The organism is Streptosporangium subroseum, from assembly GCF_900188345.1.
Taxonomy (GTDB): Bacteria; Actinomycetota; Actinomycetes; order Streptosporangiales; family Streptosporangiaceae; genus Streptosporangium; species Streptosporangium subroseum.
The window spans coordinates 95,369-114,936 of record NZ_FZOD01000007.1 but is presented as its reverse complement, the minus strand read 5'-3'; the positions used below and the strand labels follow the sequence as shown (position 1 = coordinate 114,936).

Here is a 19,568-nt window from a genome sequence, read left to right as displayed (position 1 = left end):
GGGTCGAGGGGCACGTGCCCGGCCCCGTCCGGAGGGCCCGGGGGCCGGGCACGCGCGGTCAGGGGAGCTCGAAGTTCTCCGTGAGGGCGGCGCCGCGATGCGGCTTGTACAGGTCGTATCCACGCGGGTTGCACTGGAGTCCACCGTTGATGCAGTGGGTCACCAGGGCGTCGAGGATGGCGGGGTTGTCCCACGCGTTGAAGAAGTCGTAGTGCCAGGTGTAGCCGCGACCGCTGGCCAGCCGCGCCTGAGAGAGATCACCGCTCGCGGGGAAGGCGATCTTGAACTCCAGCATCGGCACCGCCACCGGGTGGGTGGCCGGGCAGTAGCCGCCGACGGGGTAGGACATGTGACTCTTGTGGTTGGGGCTGTCGAGGTTGACGCCGTCCCAGCAGCTTGGCGACTGGTAACGGACGTTCACCTGGCTGCCCGCCACGCAGGACGTCGGGATGTCCCAGCTGCGGGAGATGTCGCCGCACTCGAAGCCCTCGACGGTGCCGGGGGAGTCGCGGAACTCCGCCAGTGTCGCGGTCGGGCTGCCGACGACGAAGCGCAGGGCCTGCGGGAAGGGCTGCACCTCCCAGTAGTTAAGGATGCCGGACTTGTAGTAGATGACCTGGTTGCCGGTCGGCTCGACCAGCTGGGTGCCCTTGTAGAAGCTCGGGAACCAGTAGGCCGACCTGTCGTGCGGGTTGGTGCACGAGGTGCCGCCGCCGAGGAGCGACGACGCCGTGCTGCTCGCGTTGGTCGTCCTGTTGCCGACGAAGGTGTGCATGTGCGAGGCGCCGGGCAGGCCGGGGTAGACGATCGGGTCGTCGGGCCGGTTCGCCGTCAGGGAGCAGTTGGCCTGGAACTCGTGGTGCGTCACCTCGTCGGTGAACGTCGGCTTGGGCCTCGGGGGGGTCCCGGCGCCGCCGGTGCCGTACACCTTGAACTCCCACAGCGAGTAGCCGTAGCCGGTGCCGCGGGCGGTGCCGTACATCCGCACGTACCGGCCGGAGCCGGAGACGTTGAGGGTCTGGGTGCCGCCGGCGCCGGTCGTGGTCGAGTAGATGTCGGTCCAGGGAGAGGAGCCGTTGGAGACCTGGATCTTGAAGGCCCTGCCGTACGCCCCCTCCCAGTTGAGGACGACCTGGGAGACCGTCGCGGTGGCGCCGAGGTCGACCTGGATCCACTGCGGGTCGGCGGCGGCACTGGACCAGCGGGTCCCGGTGCTGCCGTCGAAGGCGGCTCCGGCGCCGTACCCGCCTCCTTCGGTGGAGGAGGCGGTGGCGGGCCGGCTCTGCGAGAGCAGGGCGTCCGCCGCGACGGCGGGGGTGATGATCGCCAGGCCGGCCGCGACGAGCGCGGTGAGTGTGGCGGCGATCAGGCCCAGGCGTAGTCGCACTGGACTTCGGGCTGAGTGCATGCCCTCTCCTTCGGTGGGGGGTGACCGTTGGGGAAACGGAAGATGGGAGAGCGCTCTCCTTTCAGCTTGTTCCTCGCCCTCACGACTGTCAAGACGGAGTCTGACTCGAACCGAAACCTGTTGTTCATGCCCCTGACACGGGACGTCCGCAGGTCTCCGACCCCCGCTGTAGGCCCCGGTCCTGCGGAAAGATGCCTCAGAGGCGCATCCGCCGAGCCGAGATCCTGCGGTGCGTGAGCGACGTGTTTCGAACCCGTGAGGGGAAGAGCCTTGACACTGCTCGATCTCCAGGAGCACCCTCGATTACGGAGAGCGCTCTCCTCCACCTTGCCGTCCCGGTACGGCAGGCACCCCCTTTTTCGAGGAGAGATCGTGCATCCAGCTCGTAGTTCGGGCCGGTTCCGGTTAGGCCTGGTCATCGCCGCTCTGGCGAGCCTGGTCATTTCCGGTCTGGCGTTCATCAGTCCGGCGGCGGCCGCCGACGGTCTGCTGTCGCAGGGCAAGACGGCGACGGCCTCGTCGTCCGAGGGCGCCGCCTACAGCGCGGCGGCGGCGGTCGACGGAAACCTGACGGGCACCCGGTGGGCCAGCTCGTTCAGCGATCCGCAGTGGCTCCAGGTCGACCTGGGCGCCACCGCGACGATCAGCAGGGCCGTGCTGACCTGGGAGGCCGCCTACGGCAAGGCGTTCAAGCTCCAGGTCTCCGGCGACGGCTCGTCCTGGACCGACATCTACTCGACCACCACCGGCACCGGCGGCACCCAGACGCTGGACGTGACCGGCTCCGGCCGGTACGTGCGGATGTCCGGCACCGTCCGCGGCACCGGCTACGGCTACTCGCTGTGGGAGTTCCAGATCTACGGTCAGCCGGGCACCGGCGGCGGCGGGCCCGAGCAGCCCGGCACCTGGACCGAGGTGTGGAAGGACGACTTCACCGGGTCGGCCGGCACCTCCCCCTCGGCCGCGAACTGGATCCTGCGCACCGGCAAGCAGTATCCCGGCGGCGCCGCGAACTGGGGCACCGGCGAGGTCGAGACCATGAGCGCCTCGACGGCCAACGTCTTCCTGGACGGCGGCGGCAACCTGAACATCAAGGCGATCAAGGACGGCGCGGGCAACTGGACCTCCGGCCGGATCGAGACCCAGCGCACCGACTTCACGCCGCAACCGGGCGAGATGCTCAGGTTCAGCGCCCGGCTCAAGCAGCCCGACGTGGCAGGCGCCCTGGGCTACTGGCCGGGTTTCCGGGCGACCGGCGCCGCCTACCGGGGCAACTACAACAACTGGCCGTCCGTCGGCGAGACCGACATCATGACCGACGTCAACGGCCGCGACCAGCTGGCCAACGCCCTGCACTGCGGCACCGCCCCCGACGGGGTGTGCAACGAGTACAACGGCCGCACCGGCGGCTTCGCCACCTGCGAGGGCTGCCAGAGCGGCTACCACGAATACAGCCAGGTCATCGATCGCACCAAGACCGACGAGGAGGTCCGCTTCTATCTCGACGGCAGGCAGACCTGGGTCGTGCGCGAGAGCCAGGTCGGTGTCGCCGCCTGGAACGCCGCCCTCCACCACGGCTTCTACCTCCGCTTCGACCTGGCCATCGGCGGCTCGCTGCCGAACGCCCTCGCGGGCGTCACGACGCCGACCGCCGCCACCACCTCCGGCGGCGTGCTGAGCGTGGATCAGGTCTCGGTCTCCAGGCAGGCCGGCACCGTCCCCGCCGCCATGACCGACCCCGCCACCCCGGCCGGGCCGAGCACGGTCAGGGTCACCGGTTCGCAGGGCAGCTGGCAGCTCCAGGTGAACGGCTCACCCTACGAGATCAAGGGCATGACCTACGGCCCGCCGCAGGCCGCGGCCGACGGCTACATGCGTGACCTGGCGGCCATGGGCGTCAACACGATCCGTCTCTGGGGCGTCGACGACGCCAACACCCCGGCGCTGCTCGACAGGGCGGCCCAGCAGGGCATCAAGGTCATCGTCGGGCACTGGCTCAACCAGGGCGCCGACTACGTCAACGACACCGCGTACAAGACCAGCGTGAAGAACGAGATCGTCGCCCGGGTCAACAGCCTCAAGGGCCGCCAGGGCGTGCTCATGTGGGACGTCGGCAACGAGGTCATCCTCACCATGCAGGACCACGGCCTGCCGGCCGACGTGGTCGAGCAGCGGCGGGTGGCGTACGCGAAGTTCGTCAACGAGGTGGCGCAGGCGATCCACGCCGCCGACCCGGGCCACCCGGTCACCTCCACCGACGCCTACACCCAGGCCTGGACCTACTACAAGGCCTATTCCCCGGCGCTGGACCTGCTCGCGGTCAACTCCTACGGCGCCATCGGCACCGTCAAGCAGGACTGGATCAACGGCGGGTACACCAAGCCGTACATCGTCACCGAGGCCGGACCCGACGGTGAGTGGGAGGTTCCGGGCGACGTCAACGGCGTCCCGAACGAGCCGACCGACCTGCAGAAGCGGCAGCAGTACACCGCCAGCTGGAACGCGATCAAGAGTCATCCGGGCGTCGCGCTCGGCGCGACCGAGTTCCACTACGGCCTGGAGAACGACTTCGGCGGGGTGTGGCTCAACACCACCACCGGCGGCTGGCGGCGGCACGGCTACCACTCGCTCAGGGCGGCCTACACCGGGCAGGCCTCGGCGAACACACCCCCGGAGATCACCTCGATGACGGTCGGTTCGCAGACCGCCGTCCAGGCCGGAAAGACCTTCACCGTCGAGGTCGCCGCGACCGACCCGAACAGCGACCTGATCCGCTACAACCTCATGTTCAGCAACAAGCACATCAACGGCAACCGCGGCCTCGACAACGTCCGGTTCGTCCAGACCGGCCCCGGCAGGTTCACGGTGACCGCGCCGGAGCAGATGGGCGTGTGGAAGGTCTACGTGTACGCCTTCGACGGGCAGGGCAACGTCGGCATCGAGCAGAGGTCGTTCCGCGTGGTCCCCCCGGTGGTCACCGGAACCAACGTGGCGCTCAGCAAGCCGACCACCGCCTCCACCTATCAGCCGACCGGCGACGGCGGCCCGTTCACCCCGGGCCGGGCCACCGACGGCAGCTTCACCTCTCGGTGGGCCAGCGAGTGGGCCGACCCGCAGTGGATCCAGGTGGACCTCGGCGCGTCCACCGCGATCAAGCGCGTCCAGCTCGGCTGGGAGGCCGCGTACGGCAAGGCGTACCAGCTCCAGACCTCGGCCAACGGCTCGGACTGGAGCACCGCTTACTCGACCACGACCGGTGACGGCGGGTTCGACGCCATCGAGCTCAACGTGTCGGCCAGGTACGTCCGGCTGAACCTCACCCAGCGCGGTACGGCGTACGGCTACTCGCTCTACGAGTTCGGCGTCTACGGCTAGGGGCCGGTGAGAAGGGTGTCGGCGATCATTCGCCATGCGTCGATCGTCGACACCCTTCGTCGTTTCGGCGTCCGCATCCCTAGGAGAGGCCGGAGGAGGCCGTGGGAAGGAGCGGAGACGCCGGAGCGAGCCTCTCGAGGACCGGCATGGCGCGGTGGGCGTGGAGCGGGTCGACGGGCAGTACGTGCCGGCCCCACCAGAGGGCGATCTCGGGGTGAGGCGAGGGATCGGTGAAGCCGGGCAGGTAGCCGTCGTAGGGCGGGTCGTAGAGATATCCGGTCGCCACCCCACGGCGCTCCAGCGCGGCGATCGCCGCGTTCCGGTCGGCGACCAGCAGCGGCACCCGGAAGAGAGGCTGGTGAAGGTGGTCGTGGACGGCCGGGGCCACCGTGGGCAGCCTGGACAGCATCCGGACCCCCGCGACGCGCTCGGCGCGCCGGTGGGGCAGGGCGCACAGCCGCTGCACCTGGTACCACTGTGACAGGGGGCCGAGCCGGGTCCGGTAGTCGTGCAGGTCCGCCCGGACCCAGGAGTCGAAGGCCGGGAGTCCGGGGGCCGTGCGCAGCGCGGCGACCAGGTCTCCGAGGCGCGGCGGGATGCGGTGACCGTCGCGAGGTTCCTCCATGCCCAGCGCACGCATCGCGCGCAGCGCGGGCCGCACCAGGTTCAGGCGTAGCGCGGTGTGCCGGACGGCCGAGGTCAGGATGGTGAAGATCTCCCGGTGGAGGGCGCCCGGCCGGAGCAGCCGGTCGCGTTCGCGCCGCAGGACCCGCAGGTCGGCCTCGTGCTCGACCGCGAGGACCCCGCCGGATCCGGCGCCGACGTGCTTGGACAGGCTGAAGACCCCGGCCACCCCGAAGGCGCCCAGCGGCCGGCCGCCCACGGTGGTCTCGATCGCGTGTGCGACGTCCTCGATCAGGATCTTGCCGGTGAAGGCGGCCACCCGGTCGGGCAGGCCGTACAGGTTGGTGGTCAGCACGGCGTCGATCCGGTCGAGGTCGACGGCGCCCGCGTCGATGTTGCCGTCGCGGGGCGACAGCGGGGCGATGACCGGGCGCAGCCCGGCGGCCAGCACCAGGAACAGGATCTCGTCGGCCGACAGCGGTGACATCAGGAGTCGCTGGCCGGGACGGCACCAGTGCCGCAGTGCCAGATACAGGCCCAGGCGGTTGGAGGGCAGCGCCAGGCAGCGGCGACCGGTACGTCTCGCCACGACGTCCTCTGGAGTCACCGGTGACCGTCTATCACGGCCCCCGATACGGCGGCAAGCTCGTGCGGCGGTGGATCGCAGGGTCGCATCGTGTCCTACGCGACGACGGTCGGCGAGGCCTTGCCGACTTTGATCGCTCTGCGCAGACCGGGGAGGATGATGAGCGCGATCAGAAGCTGACTGGCCAGCATCCCGTACCCCACCCCGACGATGCCCGTGGAGGGGAAGATCGCGGCGACGGAGACGAGCACCAGCACCGCCATCCCGATCTGGACGGCCGCCAGGCTCCGGGCCCTGCTCTGCGCCCGCAGCATGCTGAGGTAGATCTCGATCAGTGTGCCGGGCAGTACGGCCAGCGCCATCAGGCGGAGCAGCGGCGTGCCCTCCCTGGAGAGCTCCGGGCTGAAGACGTTCAGGATCAGCGGGGCGGCGACGACGACCATCGCGATGATCGGACCGACGATCAGGAAGGTGCGGCGGAGCGCGTTGCGCACGCTCTGCGCCAGCCGGGCGGCGTTGAAGGAACCCTCCACGGTCAGCGAGACCGCCATGTTCGCCGCCAGAAGCTCGATCATGCAGCCCAGGGTGTGGGCTATCGAGAAGTAGCCGAACATCGCCGCGTCGTTGAGCCAGGCGGCGACCATGACCGGGACCAGGTAGACGATCAGCAGGACGGAGAGCGTGCCGGGAAAGTCTCCGGCCAGGAACCGGCCGACCTCGCGGAGCGGCGGCGGGTTCGCGGCGGACTCCCTCGTCTCCCTGACGTGCCTGGGGATGACGATCGTGAAGATGAACCAGTTGATCGGGATCAGCGCCAGGGCGGTCGGCACGATCCAGGAGATGAAGATCCCCCCGAAGAGACCGCCGTCGGGCAGCGCGCGCGCCAGGCCGACGAGCATGGCCATCTTGACCAGGCCGAAGGCCAGGCTGTTCACCGGCACCCAGATGGCCCTGCGCAGCCCGGCGAGCGTCACGTCCTGGAGGGTGAAGACCGTCCAGACCAGGACGGAGACCAGGAAGAACAGCCCCGGGCCGAACCCGCCGAGGTGGCCGTAGACCGGTCCCCAGAGAGGGAGGGTCAGCAGGAATCCGAGCGCGGCCACCAGACCGGCGACTCCGGCGATCACGTAGCCGCGCACGACGAACTCGGCGGTGCGCCGGCCCGCCACCGGAATGAACCTGGCCAGGGCGCCGACGAACGCCAGCCCGGTGAGCGAGGCGAACAGGCGCAGAACGCTGATCATGGTCTGCCCCTCGCCGAAGGCGGAGGCGGAGTAGAGATGCGTGGCCAGGACCCAGTAGCCCAGGCCGAGCACGGCGGTGATCGCCGTGTTGATCATCAGTGCGTAGCCCTGGAGGAACAACGGGTTGCGGAGGTCCGCGCGCAGGCGATCCATGAGGCCGGTTCTCGCGCCTTGGGCCATCGTGGGGTCGGTCATCGCTCCGTCAGCATCGAACGGAGCGGTTGCATCGGCCTTGCCGGCGACTTTCACCAGGTCGGAGGCCGCACTCGCCTCGGGCTCCCGCCGATCTCGCCGGGCGTCGGCGGCGAGACCTTCGCCCGCCGGCCAGACCGGCCGCTCCGCGTCCCTCTCACTCACCCCCGCGCACCCGGCGCAGGCCGTACCGGGTGAAGGGCGGCCCTGGCGTGGCCCTCGGCCGGCATCCGCCTCTTCGGACGGATCGACGGCGGCCCGGCGAGGACCTGCGGGCGCGCCGCCGGTGATCGCGTCTCATGACCGGACCGGCCGGACGCCGAGTGGTACATCAGGATCGGCACGTGAGTCATGATGCCCAAGTTTCAGGGAGGCGGCGTCCGGCCGTTTCTCCCTGGGGTCCGGGGCGGGCCGATCGTGACAGCGGCCTCCTGACCAGGGCGTTTGGCTTCCCCCATGGCGTTCTCCGGCGTGCGGAATGCCCCGATGAAAACCGCTTTATTCTCCTGGTGCGGCCCGGCTGTGAGTTTGCTCAGAGTCCGCTGTGAATCGGTCGAGAAGAGGCCGGGAGGGCGCGAGAAAGCGGGAGGAGAGCGGGCAAGGGGCAAAAAAGGGGCGGGGAAAGGAGTGGAGAGGGCTGGAGCCGGAAGGCGAGAAGGGACGGGAAAGGGCGGGCGGAGACGAGAGGAGTGGAGCCGGAAGGCGAAGGCCGGGAGACGAGAAGGGATGGGAAACGGTGGGCGGGGATGAGAGGAGCGGAGCCGGAGGGCGAGAGGTCAGGAGACGAGGAGACGGTCCAGGACGCGCACGCCGAACTCCAGGCCCTCGACGGGGACACGCTCGTCCACACCGTGGAACATGCCGTAGTAGTCGAGGTCCGGGCTGAGCATCAGCGGGGCGAAGCCGTAGCCCTTGATGCCGAGCGTGTCGAAGGACTTCGCGTCCGTGCCGCCGGACATCACGTACGGCACCGGTCGCGCGGCCGGGTCCTCGGCGACGAGGGCGGCGCAGAGCTGCTCGAAGAACGGCGAGTCCAGCGGCGCGGACGGGGCGTCGCCGAAGCTGACGAACTCCCGGGTGATCTTCGGGCCGAGCAGGCGGTCGATCGTCTCCAGGAACTCGTCGCGGTATCCGGGCAGGAACCGCCCGTCGACGTACGCGGTGGCCGTGCCGGGGACCACGTTGACCTTGTAGCCGGCCTCCAGCATCGTCGGATTCGCCGAGTTGCGGATCTGCGCCTCGAACAATCTGCCGATCCGGCCCAGCCGTTCGGCCTCCTTCTCCAGGCGGTCGGCGTCGATGCTCTCGCCGAGGATGTCCGACAGGCTTTCGACCAGGGCCGCCACCCCGGGCGTCAGCCGTATCGGCCACTGGTAGGAGGCGACCCTGGACAGGGCGTGGCAGATCTCGGCCACGGCGTTGTCCGCCGGCGGGCGGGAGCCGTGCCCGGCGATGCCGTGGGCGGTGAGCCTCATCCAGGCGGTGCCGCGCTCGCCCACCGAGACCGGGTAGATCCGCGCGTCCGGTGTCGCCTCGACGCTGTAGCCGCCGGACTCGCTGATGGCCTCGGTGCAGCCGTCGAACAGCTCGCGGTGCCGCTGCACCGCGAGCTTCGCGCCGTACTCGCCGGTGGCCTCCTCGTCGGCGAGGAACGCCAGCACGAGGTCCCGTTTCGGCCGCACCCCGCGCCGGGCCCAGTCGCGGACCAGGGCGAGCGTCATGGAGAGGGTGCCCTTCATGTCCACCGCGCCCCGGCCCCAGACGCAGCCGTCCTCGATCTCCCCGGAGAACGGGTGGATCCGCCAGTCGGCGGCCACGGCCGGGACCACGTCGAGATGGCCGTGCATCAGCAGGGCCTCGTCCGAGTCACCCGGGATCCTGGCGACCACGTTGGTGCGGTGCCTGTCCGACTCGAACACGACCGGTTCGACGCCGGTCTCCGCCAGCAGTTCGGCGACGTATTCGGCCGCCGGACGCTCGCCGGGGCCCGGATTGGTGGTGTCGAACCTGATCAGGTCCGAGCAGATCCGTGCGACCTCGCTCATTGAAGAAAGCCCTCCTGGAAACGACGGGTCAGGGTGCGTGCCGGGGGTGAGCCGGGGGCGTGGCGGACTCTCACTCAGCCCTCCGACACTTGCTCACGGTGCTCGGCCGATTACTTTGAGTCTACATTGAGGGTGTTTCAATGCTTATACGGCCAGGTAAGAAATAGGTCCTGGGACGCAGAGTCATGCAGCGTACCCTCACCTGCGCCCGAGGCCTTCCCCCGCGCCCGCCGGAGAAGGCCGGACGGCTCGGCGGGGGTGACGACCCTCGATGAGGACGTGAACGGTTCACAGGCCGCGCAGGGTCAGAGGCGGCACCTCGGGCGTCGGGAGACCGAAGATCAGACCGTAGAAGGCCAGTTCGGCTTCGAGCGCGGCCACAATGGTCTCCTCCCGCCGCCAGCCGTGCTGCTCCCCGGGAAAGGTCAGATACGCCCACGGCGTGCCCCCGCGCTCCAGCGCGGCGGCGAACCGCTCCGCCTGGACCGGATCGACGATCACGTCCTCCAGACCGTGCATGAGCAGGGCGGGGCCGGACGCGCGATCGGCGTGCAGGGTGGGAGAACGATCCAGGTAGCGCTGCCGGGTCTCCGGGAGCGGGCCGATCAGGCCGTCGAGATAGCGCGACTCGAAGTCGTGGGTCTCCGCCGCCCAGCTCTCCGGGTCGGTGATCGCGTAGTGGGCCACCGCGCCGCGGAACACCTCGCTGTGCACCAGCGCGGCCAGCGACGTCCAGCCGCCCGCGCTGCCGCCTCTGATCGCGACCATGGAGGGATGCGCCCGCCCGGCGGCGATCAGCCCGCGCGCCACCGTCTCGCAGTCGCGCACGTCCACCACCCCCCATCGGTGCCGCAGCCGCTCCCGGTAGGCCCGGCCGTACCCGGTGGAGCCGCCGTAGTTCACGTCGGCCACGCCGATGCCCCGGCTGGTGAAGTAGGCGATCTCCAGGTCGAGGACCATCGGGGAGGCGCTGGTCGGCCCGCCGTGCACGAAGATCACGTAGGGGGCCGGTCCGGTGGCGCCGCGCGGCGGGTGGAGATGGGCGTGCACACCGTCGAAGGTCACCGCCTCGGGCGCGGGCAGCGCGTCGCGAGGGGGCAGGTCCTTCTTCGCCGACAGTACGGCGTGCGCGCCGGTCCGCAGGTCCACCGACACGACCTCGAACGGTGTGTACGGCGAGGCCGCCACGCCCGCCACCAGGTCGCCGGAGGCCGAGAGCGTGGGGTTCCAGTAGGTGGCCGGGGTGTCGACGTCGACGATCTCGCCGCCCGCCGGGTCGAGCACGCCGAGACGGCGGTGGGCCGGGGTGCCGTGCACGATGACGATCCGCTCGCCCGCGAGCGCGAACCAGGTGCTGCCGAGCCGCCAGAGGGCGTCGCCGCAGTCTTCCCGGCGCGGGGCCAGGTCGCGGGCGGGGGAGCCGTCGAGGGGGATCAGGTGCAGGTTCCACCAGCCGTCCGGGTCGGTGAGCGCGTAGAGGGCGCCGTCGTCGCGCCACTCGGCCTGGATCACCGACTCGTCCGGGCCGCCGGCGACGACCCGGTACGGCCCGGCGGAGCCGTTCGCGTCCAGGGGGGCGACGCACAGCTCGGTGCCGTCCCAGGGCATGGCCGGGTGGTCCCAGCCGATCCAGGCGACGTGGGTCCCGCCGGGGGAGATCCGCGGGTTGGTCAGGAAGTGCTGGGCGGTGACGATGACCCGGACCGGCCCGCCGTCCAGCGGCACCGCCACCAGGTCGCGGCGGGGGGTGACGCGGGAGCCGGGGCCGGCCTGGGCGGGGTGGATCTCGCGGACGGCCCAGACCTCGTCGCGGCCGGGCGGGAGGTACAGGTCGCCGTAGCGGGCCCCGTCGTCGCCGGTGAGGGCGATCGGCTCGGGGCCGTCTGGATCCGTGGTGAGAGCGGTCGGCCCGGGGCCGGGGGCGACCCGCTCGGCCTGCTCGGCCCGCTCGGCTCGGCCCGGTCCGCCGCCGGAGGCCGGGCCGGGGCGCTCGCCGTACAGGTAGACGCGCTGGTCGGACCAGTTGGTGAACACGATCCGGCCGTCCGGCAGCGGCCGCCAGGAGCGCCCGCCGTACTCGATGAGACGGTTGCGGGAGTTCCAGCCCGCGGGGATCGCGTCGCGCGGCACACCGTCCGGCCCGCACCGGACCACGCATCTGCGCCCGCCCTCATGCGGACGGGGCTCGTCCCACCAGACCTCCTCCCCGAGGATCTCGACCCAGAGCGGACGGTCGTCCACCCTGGCCACATCGACGGGACGGATGGGAGAGTCGTTGAGCATGATCACCAATTGCCGTCGGAAGGGGGCAGGGAAATGCCGGGCGGGTGGACGACGTGCACGATTCCCCCGCTGCCGGAACCGCGGAGCCAGACGTTCTCGAACGCGGCCCGCGGATAGACCCGGCGCACCGAGCGGTCGTCCGGCGCCGCGGGATCGTTGGCGATGACGTCACCGCTCGCGGTGAAACCGACGACGACCATGATGTGGCCGCCGGTGGAGTATCCCGAACCGGGCAGCTCGTGCTCCCGGAACGACTGTGAGGTGAGCACCGGGATCCCGGCGTGGACGAGGCGCTCCAGTTCGGTGAGCGAGCGCAGCCGGGTGACGAAGCCCTCCATGCCGTACCGGCCGGCGTAGGCGACGCCGAACGGCCAGTTGCCGGTGCCCTGATAGCTGTGGTCGTACATGTCCCTGGCGGCGTGGTCCACGGCCGGGCACGGGTCACCGGGCGTGACCCACGACAGGTCGGCCGGCCGCGGCCCGCGCTTCCAGTAGTCGAGGACCATGGTCATCGAGGCGGGACTGCACCAGCTGTCCCCGCCGCCGTCCCACTGGGGGAAGTGGCCCGCGTGGACCCGCTGCGACCGGCGCGGCACGTCCAGCTCGACGCCCCCGTTCTCCCCGGACGGGCTCACCGGCACCGTGGCCCGGGAGGGAACCGCCGAGGCCATCACCCCGGCCCGGTGCACCTTCGCGCCCGAGCCGTACAGCGTGAACCTGAGCCGGTAGGCGGTGACGGCTCCGGTGGCCACGTAGGTGTCCACCGCGACGTCGCCGTCGGAGTCGCCCTGACCGGGCAGGGACGTCCGGTGGACGTCGGTGTCGTCCTCGGCCCAGCGGCCCATCACGTACCACTTGGTGAGGGCGCCGGAGGTGGTGCGGGCCTGAAGCCCGACCTCCAGCCAGGTCCCCGGAGGGGTGCTCGCCGCCCAGGACGGCACCAGCTCGGTGGCGGGAAACCCGATGGCCCTCTCCTCGCTGGTCCAGCGGGTGTATTCCCAGGTCCTGGTGGTGCCGCCGAACGGATCGTGATACTCGGCCGATCCGATCTCACGCGGGTCCACGCTCGTCCACCGGTGGAGGACGACGCGGCTCAGATGGGCAGGCAACAGGGTGACCACCTGGTTGATTGTGGTTTCGGGGCGGTGGGGGCGCATCGGATGGTTTACGTATCCGACATACGAAACCATGGTCGACACGCCCACCGGAGGGGGCCCCTCTCCAGCACTCCCGGTCGGCTACGACGCCGGCACCCCTGCAAGGTCCGGGAGCTCCGTTCCTGCGTTTCCTACTTGCTGAACGCGGCCTCCGGTGCTTTTTTGCCCGAGCCCTTGGCCATGCTGGGGTCGCCGGCGGCGAAAGCCTCCGCGACCTTCCCTCCGATGCGCCCGCGCTCGCTCACCTCGATCCCGTGTGCCTTGGCCCACGCCCGGATCTCGGCGCTCCGTTCCCGGTTGCCGGTGGAGCTCTTCGCCCGGCCCTTGCGGGTCAGGGGAGTGCCTGCCTTTCGCGCCGCCGACCGGAAGGGCTGGAGGGCGTCTCGAAGCTTCGTGGCGTTTTTCGTGCTCAGGTCGATCTCGTAAGTGGTTCCGTCCAGGCCGAACGAGACGGTCTCGTCCGCCTGCTTCCCTGTGATGTCATCGGTGAACGTGACAACTTGCTGACGTGCCATTGTGTCACTCCTTAATCTTGGCGTCAGAGTGTGCGGCTGTGAACCGGCCGACGATGGCTCTCGCGTCTCTTCCCCGCGTGTAAAACTCTAGTCCTTCCTTTCGTCGCCGCGCATGAGAAACCCTGTCTGTTGATGATCCAGGCTCCCGGGTTAATTACTCAAGGTTGAACTCCGGTGCCTTGACGTCATTGTATAAATGCTTCCCGCTCTTGACGGGCTAAAAACAGTGGCTCGCTTGGAGGTGTCTTGACAGTTCGCATGACTGCGTCCGGGGCACGTCAGTGATGGTCTTTCCGGATGACCTCAAGGGGGTGCTTTGAACTTTCGTGACCTCTGGCCGGGTTCCGTGGTCGTGGCCACGAAAAAAATCGACTTCTGCCACTTTGGGCCACCGGTGCCCATCGCTCCTCTGCCGGTTCCCCCGGGCGTGTCGCGTGACGGGACCGAGCGGGTGGCCCCGGATCTTCGGCCGATGTCATCCGACCCGTTTCCGCTGGTGGAAACCGTAGGGTCCGTGATGGGCGGGGAGAGGCGGGTGTGGTCCCGGCGGAGCGAGAACGGCCGTTCCGGCCGTCGCGGAGGCTCGGAAGGTAATTTCCATGCGTTGAGGCTCGCAACGGAACGCATTCCGGTGATTCAGGGGACAAATGGTTTACTCGTGGTCCAGAATGCATCCTGTTTGCCCGTGGGTTTGACCGGGATCGGTCAGGTGGCTTCGAAGGTTCCCGTGAAGGTGCGGAGCCGATCGCCTCGGGACTCACCTCCGACGCTCTCCGGTAAGGGAAGAGTCGCTTGGCGGTGCACGTGATTCCGGCCGTCGCACATTGTGAGGAGCGTGGCGTCGCCGCCGTTTGTGCCTTCGATACCGATTGGCCCGTTCCACCGTCCCGAGAGATCAATGGATGCTCTTCGAATTGCCCCGTGATGGTGGAGGGCGGATGACAATCCACGCGCCGGCCGGGATCGGGTCCATGGGATATCCGCCGCGTGAGTGGGCCGCCCGCCGAGGACGGCGATACCACGAGTAAGGTCACAGTATCGGCCCGAGGAGCTGACGATGACCTTCACCCTTGACGACGCCCATCGACTGGCGGATCGCGCTCACGAGGGGCAGACGGACAAGGCCGGGCTGGCCTACATCCACCATCCGGCGGCGGTCTCCAGGGCGCTCGAGCCCCACGGCCTGCAGGCGCAGATCGCCGGGATGCTCCACGACGTCGTCGAGGACACCGCCCTGACGCCCGAGGACCTGCTGGAGGCCGGGGTCGAGCCGTACACGGTGGAAGCGATCATGGCCGTCACCCGCAACGAGGGCGAGACCTACGACGACTTCGTCCGGCGGGCCGCGGCGCACCCCCTGGGCCGACTCGTCAAGCGCGCCGACATCGGCCACAACACCGCCGAAGAACGGCTGGCCGTGCTCGGTCCGGAGAAGGCCGCCTCGCTCAGGCGCAAATACGAGAACGCGCTGAGGATCCTGGACGAGTCCGAGTCCGAGTCCGAGTCCGAGTCCGAGTCCGAGTCCGAGTCCGAGTCCGAGTCCGAGTCCGAGTCCGACCGCCCGGCGGAGAGTTCTCCGACGAATTCCCGTTCTGAATCCTGAAACACCGGAAGGCCGACCCGGCTCCCATTACGCTCCCCGAGTTCCGCAAGCAGGAGCGGGCCGGCCTCTACCGCCGCCGCGACCAGTACATGGTTTGAGCAGGTGCGGGCCTCATGGGGGCGAAAGTACTTAAGCGTGTCAGATTCCCCGTCGTTCCCCTCTTCCTAAGTTGGTGGTCACAAGAGAGCACGACCACTGAGGAGAAAGACATGAGCGACACGAACGAGCTGATCCAGCGCTACCTCGCCGCGTGGAACGAGACCGACGCCGCCGCGCGGCAGGCCGTTCTGGCGGAGGTCTATGCCGAGGACGCGGTGTACACCGACCCACTGGTCTCCGTTCAGGGCAGGGACGGGCTCGACGCCACCATCGCGGCGATCCAGGGGCAGTTCGGCGGGCTGGTCTTCAGCCTCGGCGGCGCCGTGGACGCCCACCACGACATCGCGCGGTTCACCTGGCACCTGGGACCCGAGGGCGCCGAGCCGGTCGCCATCGGCTTCGACATCGCGGTGATCGGTGACGACGGGCGGATCAGCCGAGTGCTCGGCTTCCTCGACAAGGTGCCGGCCGGCGTCTGAACACCTCGGGGCGGACCGCTGGGCCGGTCCGCCCCGGTCGTCCACGAAACAGAGGAGGAATCATGACCGCCTACGTCATAGCTCACCTGCAGGAGGCCGCTCCGCACCCGGAGATCGCCGAGTACATGGAGCGCATCCCCGCCACCTTCGAGCCGTACGGCGGCCGTTTCCTCGTGCGCGCCACGCAGCACGAGGTGAAGGAGGGCGCCTGGCCCGGGCACGTCGTGATGATCGGCTTCCCCGGGATCGCCGAGGCGCAGGGCTGGTGGGACTCACCCGCCTACCAGGAGATCGCACCGCTGCGCTCGCGGCACATCGAGGGCGACATCATCTTGGTCGGAGGCGTCCCCGAGGGCTACGACCCGACTTCCACCGCAAAGGCGATGCGAGAGGCGCTGTCTGCCGGGTAACCCTCGGGTTCGGGCCGGTCCCGGCAGCGCCGGGCCCGGCAACTGCCACATCCGTTGAGTGCGCCACGAGACGCTGTGAGTCCGTGTGGAGGTGAAAGAACCTGCACCGCTGTCCTGTCGCAGCAGGATGGCAGTATCCGGCGGCGGGCCACGGACTCTTCGTGAGCGACAAGGACCGGCTCAACGCCGATCTCCTGAAGTTCGTCAAGCGGTGACGTCGTAGTTGAAGCCGAAGGCGCGCGCACCGGTCTCCGTACGGGGCCGGTGGCTGGTCTTCGTGCCGAAGGCGACGTAGGTGCCCGGGCCGTGGGTGCGGTCGCCCTCGATGACTTCACCGCTCACGACGAAGTACGCCTCGCCGTAGGTCTCGTGGACGTCGAGGTCCGGCCATTCGGCGCCCGGGGCGATGTCGATCACCCACGTCCTGATCCCCGGCATGCCCGGGAGTGTCCGTACGTGGACACCGGGGCCCAGCTCGATCGGCGGGACCTCGTCGACGTCCACGGGGATTATTTGTCCAGGTAGCACCTGTTTCGGGGCGATCATCGAGAAAATATCTCACAGCCCCAGTTGATCGGCGAAATCCTTGAGCTCGCTCCGGGAAGCGACGCCGAGTTTGGGATAGGCCTTGTAGAGGTGATAGCCGACCGTCCGGTGGCTGAGGAAGAGCTGCGCGGCGATGTCGCGGTTGGACAGACCCTGCGCGGTGAGCCGGGCGATCTGCAGCTCCTGCGGGGTGAGGCCGGCGGCCACGCCTTCGGCGGGCCTGGCGCCCTGGTTCTGGGCGCCGGTCGCGGTGAGCTCGCCGCGGGCGCGTTCGGCCCACGGTCGCATGCCGAGCCGGTCGAAGACTCCCAGGGCATCGTTCAACGACCCTCGCGCCTCGGCCTTCCGCCGAGCCCTGCGCAGCCACTCGCCGTGGAGCAGTGCGGTCCTGGCGTACTCCAGCGTGCGGCCGTCCTGGTCGTGCAGTTCGAGGGCCGCCGTGTAGAACGCCTCGGCCTGGTCATCGGCGGCGAGCAGCCCACGGCAGCGCAGCACGAGCGCGTCGGCCCACGGCTGCCGGACCGACCCGGCCCACCGCTCGAAGCGCGCCAGAGGCTCGGCGGCGCGTTCCGGCGCCCCCACTCGTACGGCCGACTCCACCAGGTCGGGAGTGGAACGGGTGGCGCAGATGTGATGGCGCATCGGCTCGCGGGTCAGGCGCTCGAAGCGGGCGAGCGCCGCCTCGGCGCGGCCGAGGCCGAGGTCCAGCAGCCCGAGCGACCAGTGCGCCCACGGCGCGCCGGGGGAGATGGCCCCGGCGGTGGCCCCCGCCAGCCCCTCCTCGGCGTTGCGCCGGCAGGCCGCCTCCTCCCCCTTGGCCGCGTCGAGGTAGGCGAGCACGCTGCTGAACTGGCTGACCCACTGCTGCTGGCCGGTGTCGCGGGCGAGTCCCAGGGCCTCGGTCGCCGTGGCGAGTGCGTCCAGGTGCCGTCCGGTGAACACCTCGCCCTCGACCATGAAGAACAGCACCGTCGGCAGCCGCCCGGCGCCGCCCCGGGCGCGGTGTTCGGCGGCAAGCGCGGTCGCCAACTCGTAGGCGTCGGCGTCCTGGCCCAACGCGAGTGCCGCTCCGCAGAGGATCGTCAATGCCTGGTCGGTGGCCCGGCCCCGCCTCCGCGTCGCCGCGAGGGTGTCGCTCAGCGGCGGCGGCCGCTCGGAACGGCCCCGGTCGAGGTGGGCGAGGTAGGGCCCCACCGGCGCGAGTGGATCCGCATCGTCCAACGGCAGCGCGGCCAGCCGGTCCAGCGTTGCCGCGAGCTGCCGTTCCCCCAGATACCAGGAGGTGTGAACGGCATGGATCAGCAACATGGCGGCCTGGCCCGGATCGGTGTCGCGGATGAACTCGGCGCCGTCGAGCAGCAACCGGTGGGCGGCGGGATAGGAGCCCTGCCAGAAGTCCGCGAGCGCCCGCACCTGGGCGATCCGCGCGTTCACCGCCGGGGCCTCGTCCAGCCGCCGGGCCGCGCGGCCCCCGAATGCCCTGGCGCGCTCCAAATCACCCGCCTCCAACGCCGCCTCCGCCGCCAGGACCTCGCGGTGAGCCCTGGCGGCGGGTTCGATGCTCAGGCGGGCGGCCCGTTCGTACGCCGCCGAGGCCGCCTCGTGGCCGCTGCGTTCGCGGGCGCGGGCGGCGGCGCGTTCCAGCGCGGCGGCGGCCTCCTCGTCGGCTCCGGTGGCGGCGGCCGCCAGATGCCAGGCCCGGCGGTCGGCGTGCTCGGGCGAGCCGAGGGCGGCGGCGAGCGCGCGGTGGACGGCGAGGCGTTGCCCGAGCGGCGCCCGCTGGTAGACGGCGGCGCGGATCAGAGGATGGCGGAAGCGAATCGTGGTGCCGTCGGCGTCGCCGCGGAGCACCAGGCCGGCCCGCTCGGCGGGGGACAAGTCCTCGACGGCCGCCCCCAGCGCGGCGGCGGCACGCAGGATCACGGTGAGCTCGCCGGTCTCGTCGGCCGCCGCCACCAGGAGCAGGCTCTGGCAGGCCTCCGGCATCCGGCTGACCTGGCCGTGGAAGGCCAGTTGCAGGCGGTTGGTGAGGGGGAGCGCCCCCGGCGAGAACGCGCTGCCGCCCTCGGCGGCCAGGGCAACCGGCAGCTCCAGCAGAGCCAGCGGGTTGCCGCCGGCCTCGGCGAGTAGGCGATAGCGCACGGCGGGCGCGAGCGGATGCCGGTCGAGCAGGGCCGCAGCCGCCTCCGGGGCCAGCCCGGAAAGGCGCAACTCCGGAAGGCCGGGGGCGGGGAAGGATCCCTCGCCGTCCCGGGCGGCGAAGATCATGACCACGCCCTCGGCGTGCAGGCGCCGGGCGGCGAACAGGAGCGCGTCCCGCGACGCCCGGTCGAGCCACTGTGCGTCGTCGACGAGGCACAGCAGCCCCGTCTCGTCCGCGTGCTCCGCCAGCAGGGAGAGCACCGCCAGCCCCACCAGCATCGGCTCGGAGCCGACTGCGGGCCCGAGCCCGAACGCCGCCTCCAGAGCCTCGCGCTGCGGGCCGGGCAGCGCGGCGAGGGATCCGAGCGCCGGGCGCAGCAACAGTTGCAGCCCCGAGAACGGCAGCTCCGCCTCGAACTCGACCCCCGTACCGCGGACCAGCCGCATGTCCCCGGCCGCCGCGGCGGCGTGGTCGAGCAACGCCGTCTTGCCGATGCCCGGATCACCGCGCAGCACCAGCGACGAGCTGGTGCCCGCCGGGGCTCCCGCCAGCAGCTCGGCGATCGCGTCCTCTTCGGGCTCTCTCCCGTGTAGCTTCCCCGCGCCCATGATCCCATTCTGGCATTCCTCCGGGAGCGTGATCGCTCAGGGACATGGGGCAGAGCCCCCCTGAGGCGTGACGATCTACGTGTGCTCGGGGTGTGGCTGATGCTGCGTCGACGTCGGGATGCGTTCGGCCGATCGATCGGGCGACGGCGGTGTCGTACCCGGGCGGGCAGACCGCTAGGGCGGCCGGTACGGGAGGAATCCGATCTGCCCCCGCCATTTCGGCTGCTCAGCGCGATCGGCGCGATTTTGTC

General features: G+C 70.3%; 13 protein-coding genes. 4 read left to right on the top strand and 9 right to left on the bottom strand.

All coding sequences use genetic code 11. The features are described from left to right. Positions 1-58: 58 nt before the first annotated feature. Positions 59-1,408 carry a DUF1996 domain-containing protein gene (locus CHC08_RS09735; RefSeq protein ID WP_089206875.1) on the bottom strand — a complete coding sequence of 450 codons (1,350 nt, stop codon included), beginning with the start codon at positions 1,406-1,408 and terminating at the stop codon, positions 59-61. A gap of 372 nt (positions 1,409-1,780) precedes the next feature. Between CHC08_RS09735 and CHC08_RS09730 the strand changes: the two genes are divergently transcribed. Continuing rightward, entirely contained in the window at positions 1,781-4,783 is a 3,003-nt protein-coding gene (locus tag CHC08_RS09730) for a galactose-binding domain-containing protein (protein ID WP_089206874.1), read from the top strand. Between the two features lie 79 nt (positions 4,784-4,862). Here CHC08_RS09730 and CHC08_RS09725 read toward each other — a convergent pair whose 3' ends face one another. From CHC08_RS09725 to CHC08_RS09700, 6 genes are all read right to left on the bottom strand, one after another. Continuing rightward, on the bottom strand, positions 4,863-5,996 hold the full coding sequence (locus tag CHC08_RS09725; protein ID WP_218825215.1) for a DegT/DnrJ/EryC1/StrS family aminotransferase: 1,134 nt from the start codon (positions 5,994-5,996) through the stop codon (positions 4,863-4,865). Positions 5,997-6,088: 92 nt separating this feature from the next. Beyond that, positions 6,089-7,594, bottom strand: a complete 1,506-nt coding sequence (locus CHC08_RS09720; protein ID WP_089206872.1) for a lipopolysaccharide biosynthesis protein — start codon at positions 7,592-7,594, stop codon at positions 6,089-6,091. A 611-nt stretch (positions 7,595-8,205) separates the two neighbouring features. After that, entirely contained in the window at positions 8,206-9,474 is a 1,269-nt protein-coding gene (locus tag CHC08_RS09715; RefSeq protein WP_089206871.1) for a M20/M25/M40 family metallo-hydrolase, read from the bottom strand. 288 nt (positions 9,475-9,762) lie between these two features. Continuing rightward, a complete protein-coding gene (locus CHC08_RS09710) occupies positions 9,763-11,757 on the bottom strand; it encodes a prolyl oligopeptidase family serine peptidase (protein ID WP_089206870.1) in 1,995 nt (664 codons plus the stop codon). Positions 11,758-11,759: 2 nt separating this feature from the next. Continuing rightward, the gene (locus CHC08_RS09705; RefSeq protein ID WP_245878231.1) at positions 11,760-12,878 is read right to left on the bottom strand and encodes a C39 family peptidase; all 1,119 of its coding nucleotides are present in this window, start codon (positions 12,876-12,878) and stop codon (positions 11,760-11,762) included. Between the two features lie 167 nt (positions 12,879-13,045). Next, positions 13,046-13,429 carry a histone-like nucleoid-structuring protein Lsr2 gene (locus CHC08_RS09700; protein ID WP_089206869.1) on the bottom strand — a complete coding sequence of 128 codons (384 nt, stop codon included), beginning with the start codon at positions 13,427-13,429 and terminating at the stop codon, positions 13,046-13,048. Between the two features lie 1,057 nt (positions 13,430-14,486). Here CHC08_RS09700 and CHC08_RS09695 point away from each other — a divergent pair. The 3 genes from CHC08_RS09695 to CHC08_RS09685 all read left to right on the top strand — a co-directional run bounded on the left by CHC08_RS09695 (position 14,487) and on the right by CHC08_RS09685 (position 16,020). Continuing rightward, a complete protein-coding gene (locus CHC08_RS09695) occupies positions 14,487-15,032 on the top strand; it encodes an HD domain-containing protein (protein ID WP_089206868.1) in 546 nt (181 codons plus the stop codon). A 209-nt stretch (positions 15,033-15,241) separates the two neighbouring features. Then, the gene (locus CHC08_RS09690) at positions 15,242-15,610 is read left to right on the top strand and encodes a nuclear transport factor 2 family protein (protein ID WP_089206867.1); all 369 of its coding nucleotides are present in this window, start codon (positions 15,242-15,244) and stop codon (positions 15,608-15,610) included. Positions 15,611-15,672: 62 nt separating this feature from the next. Beyond that, positions 15,673-16,020 (top strand): DUF1330 domain-containing protein, encoded by a 348-nt coding sequence (locus CHC08_RS09685; RefSeq protein WP_089206866.1) that lies wholly within the window; start codon positions 15,673-15,675, stop codon positions 16,018-16,020. A 204-nt stretch (positions 16,021-16,224) separates the two neighbouring features. Here CHC08_RS09685 and CHC08_RS09680 read toward each other — a convergent pair whose 3' ends face one another. Together CHC08_RS09680 and CHC08_RS09675 are read right to left on the bottom strand one after the other, a co-directional pair. Beyond that, complete coding sequence (locus CHC08_RS09680; protein WP_245878230.1) at positions 16,225-16,524, bottom strand: cupin domain-containing protein; 300 nt, start codon at positions 16,522-16,524, stop codon at positions 16,225-16,227. A gap of 54 nt (positions 16,525-16,578) precedes the next feature. Next, the gene (locus CHC08_RS09675) at positions 16,579-19,317 is read right to left on the bottom strand and encodes a helix-turn-helix transcriptional regulator (protein ID WP_089206864.1); all 2,739 of its coding nucleotides are present in this window, start codon (positions 19,315-19,317) and stop codon (positions 16,579-16,581) included. Between the last annotated feature and the right edge of the window lie 251 nt (positions 19,318-19,568).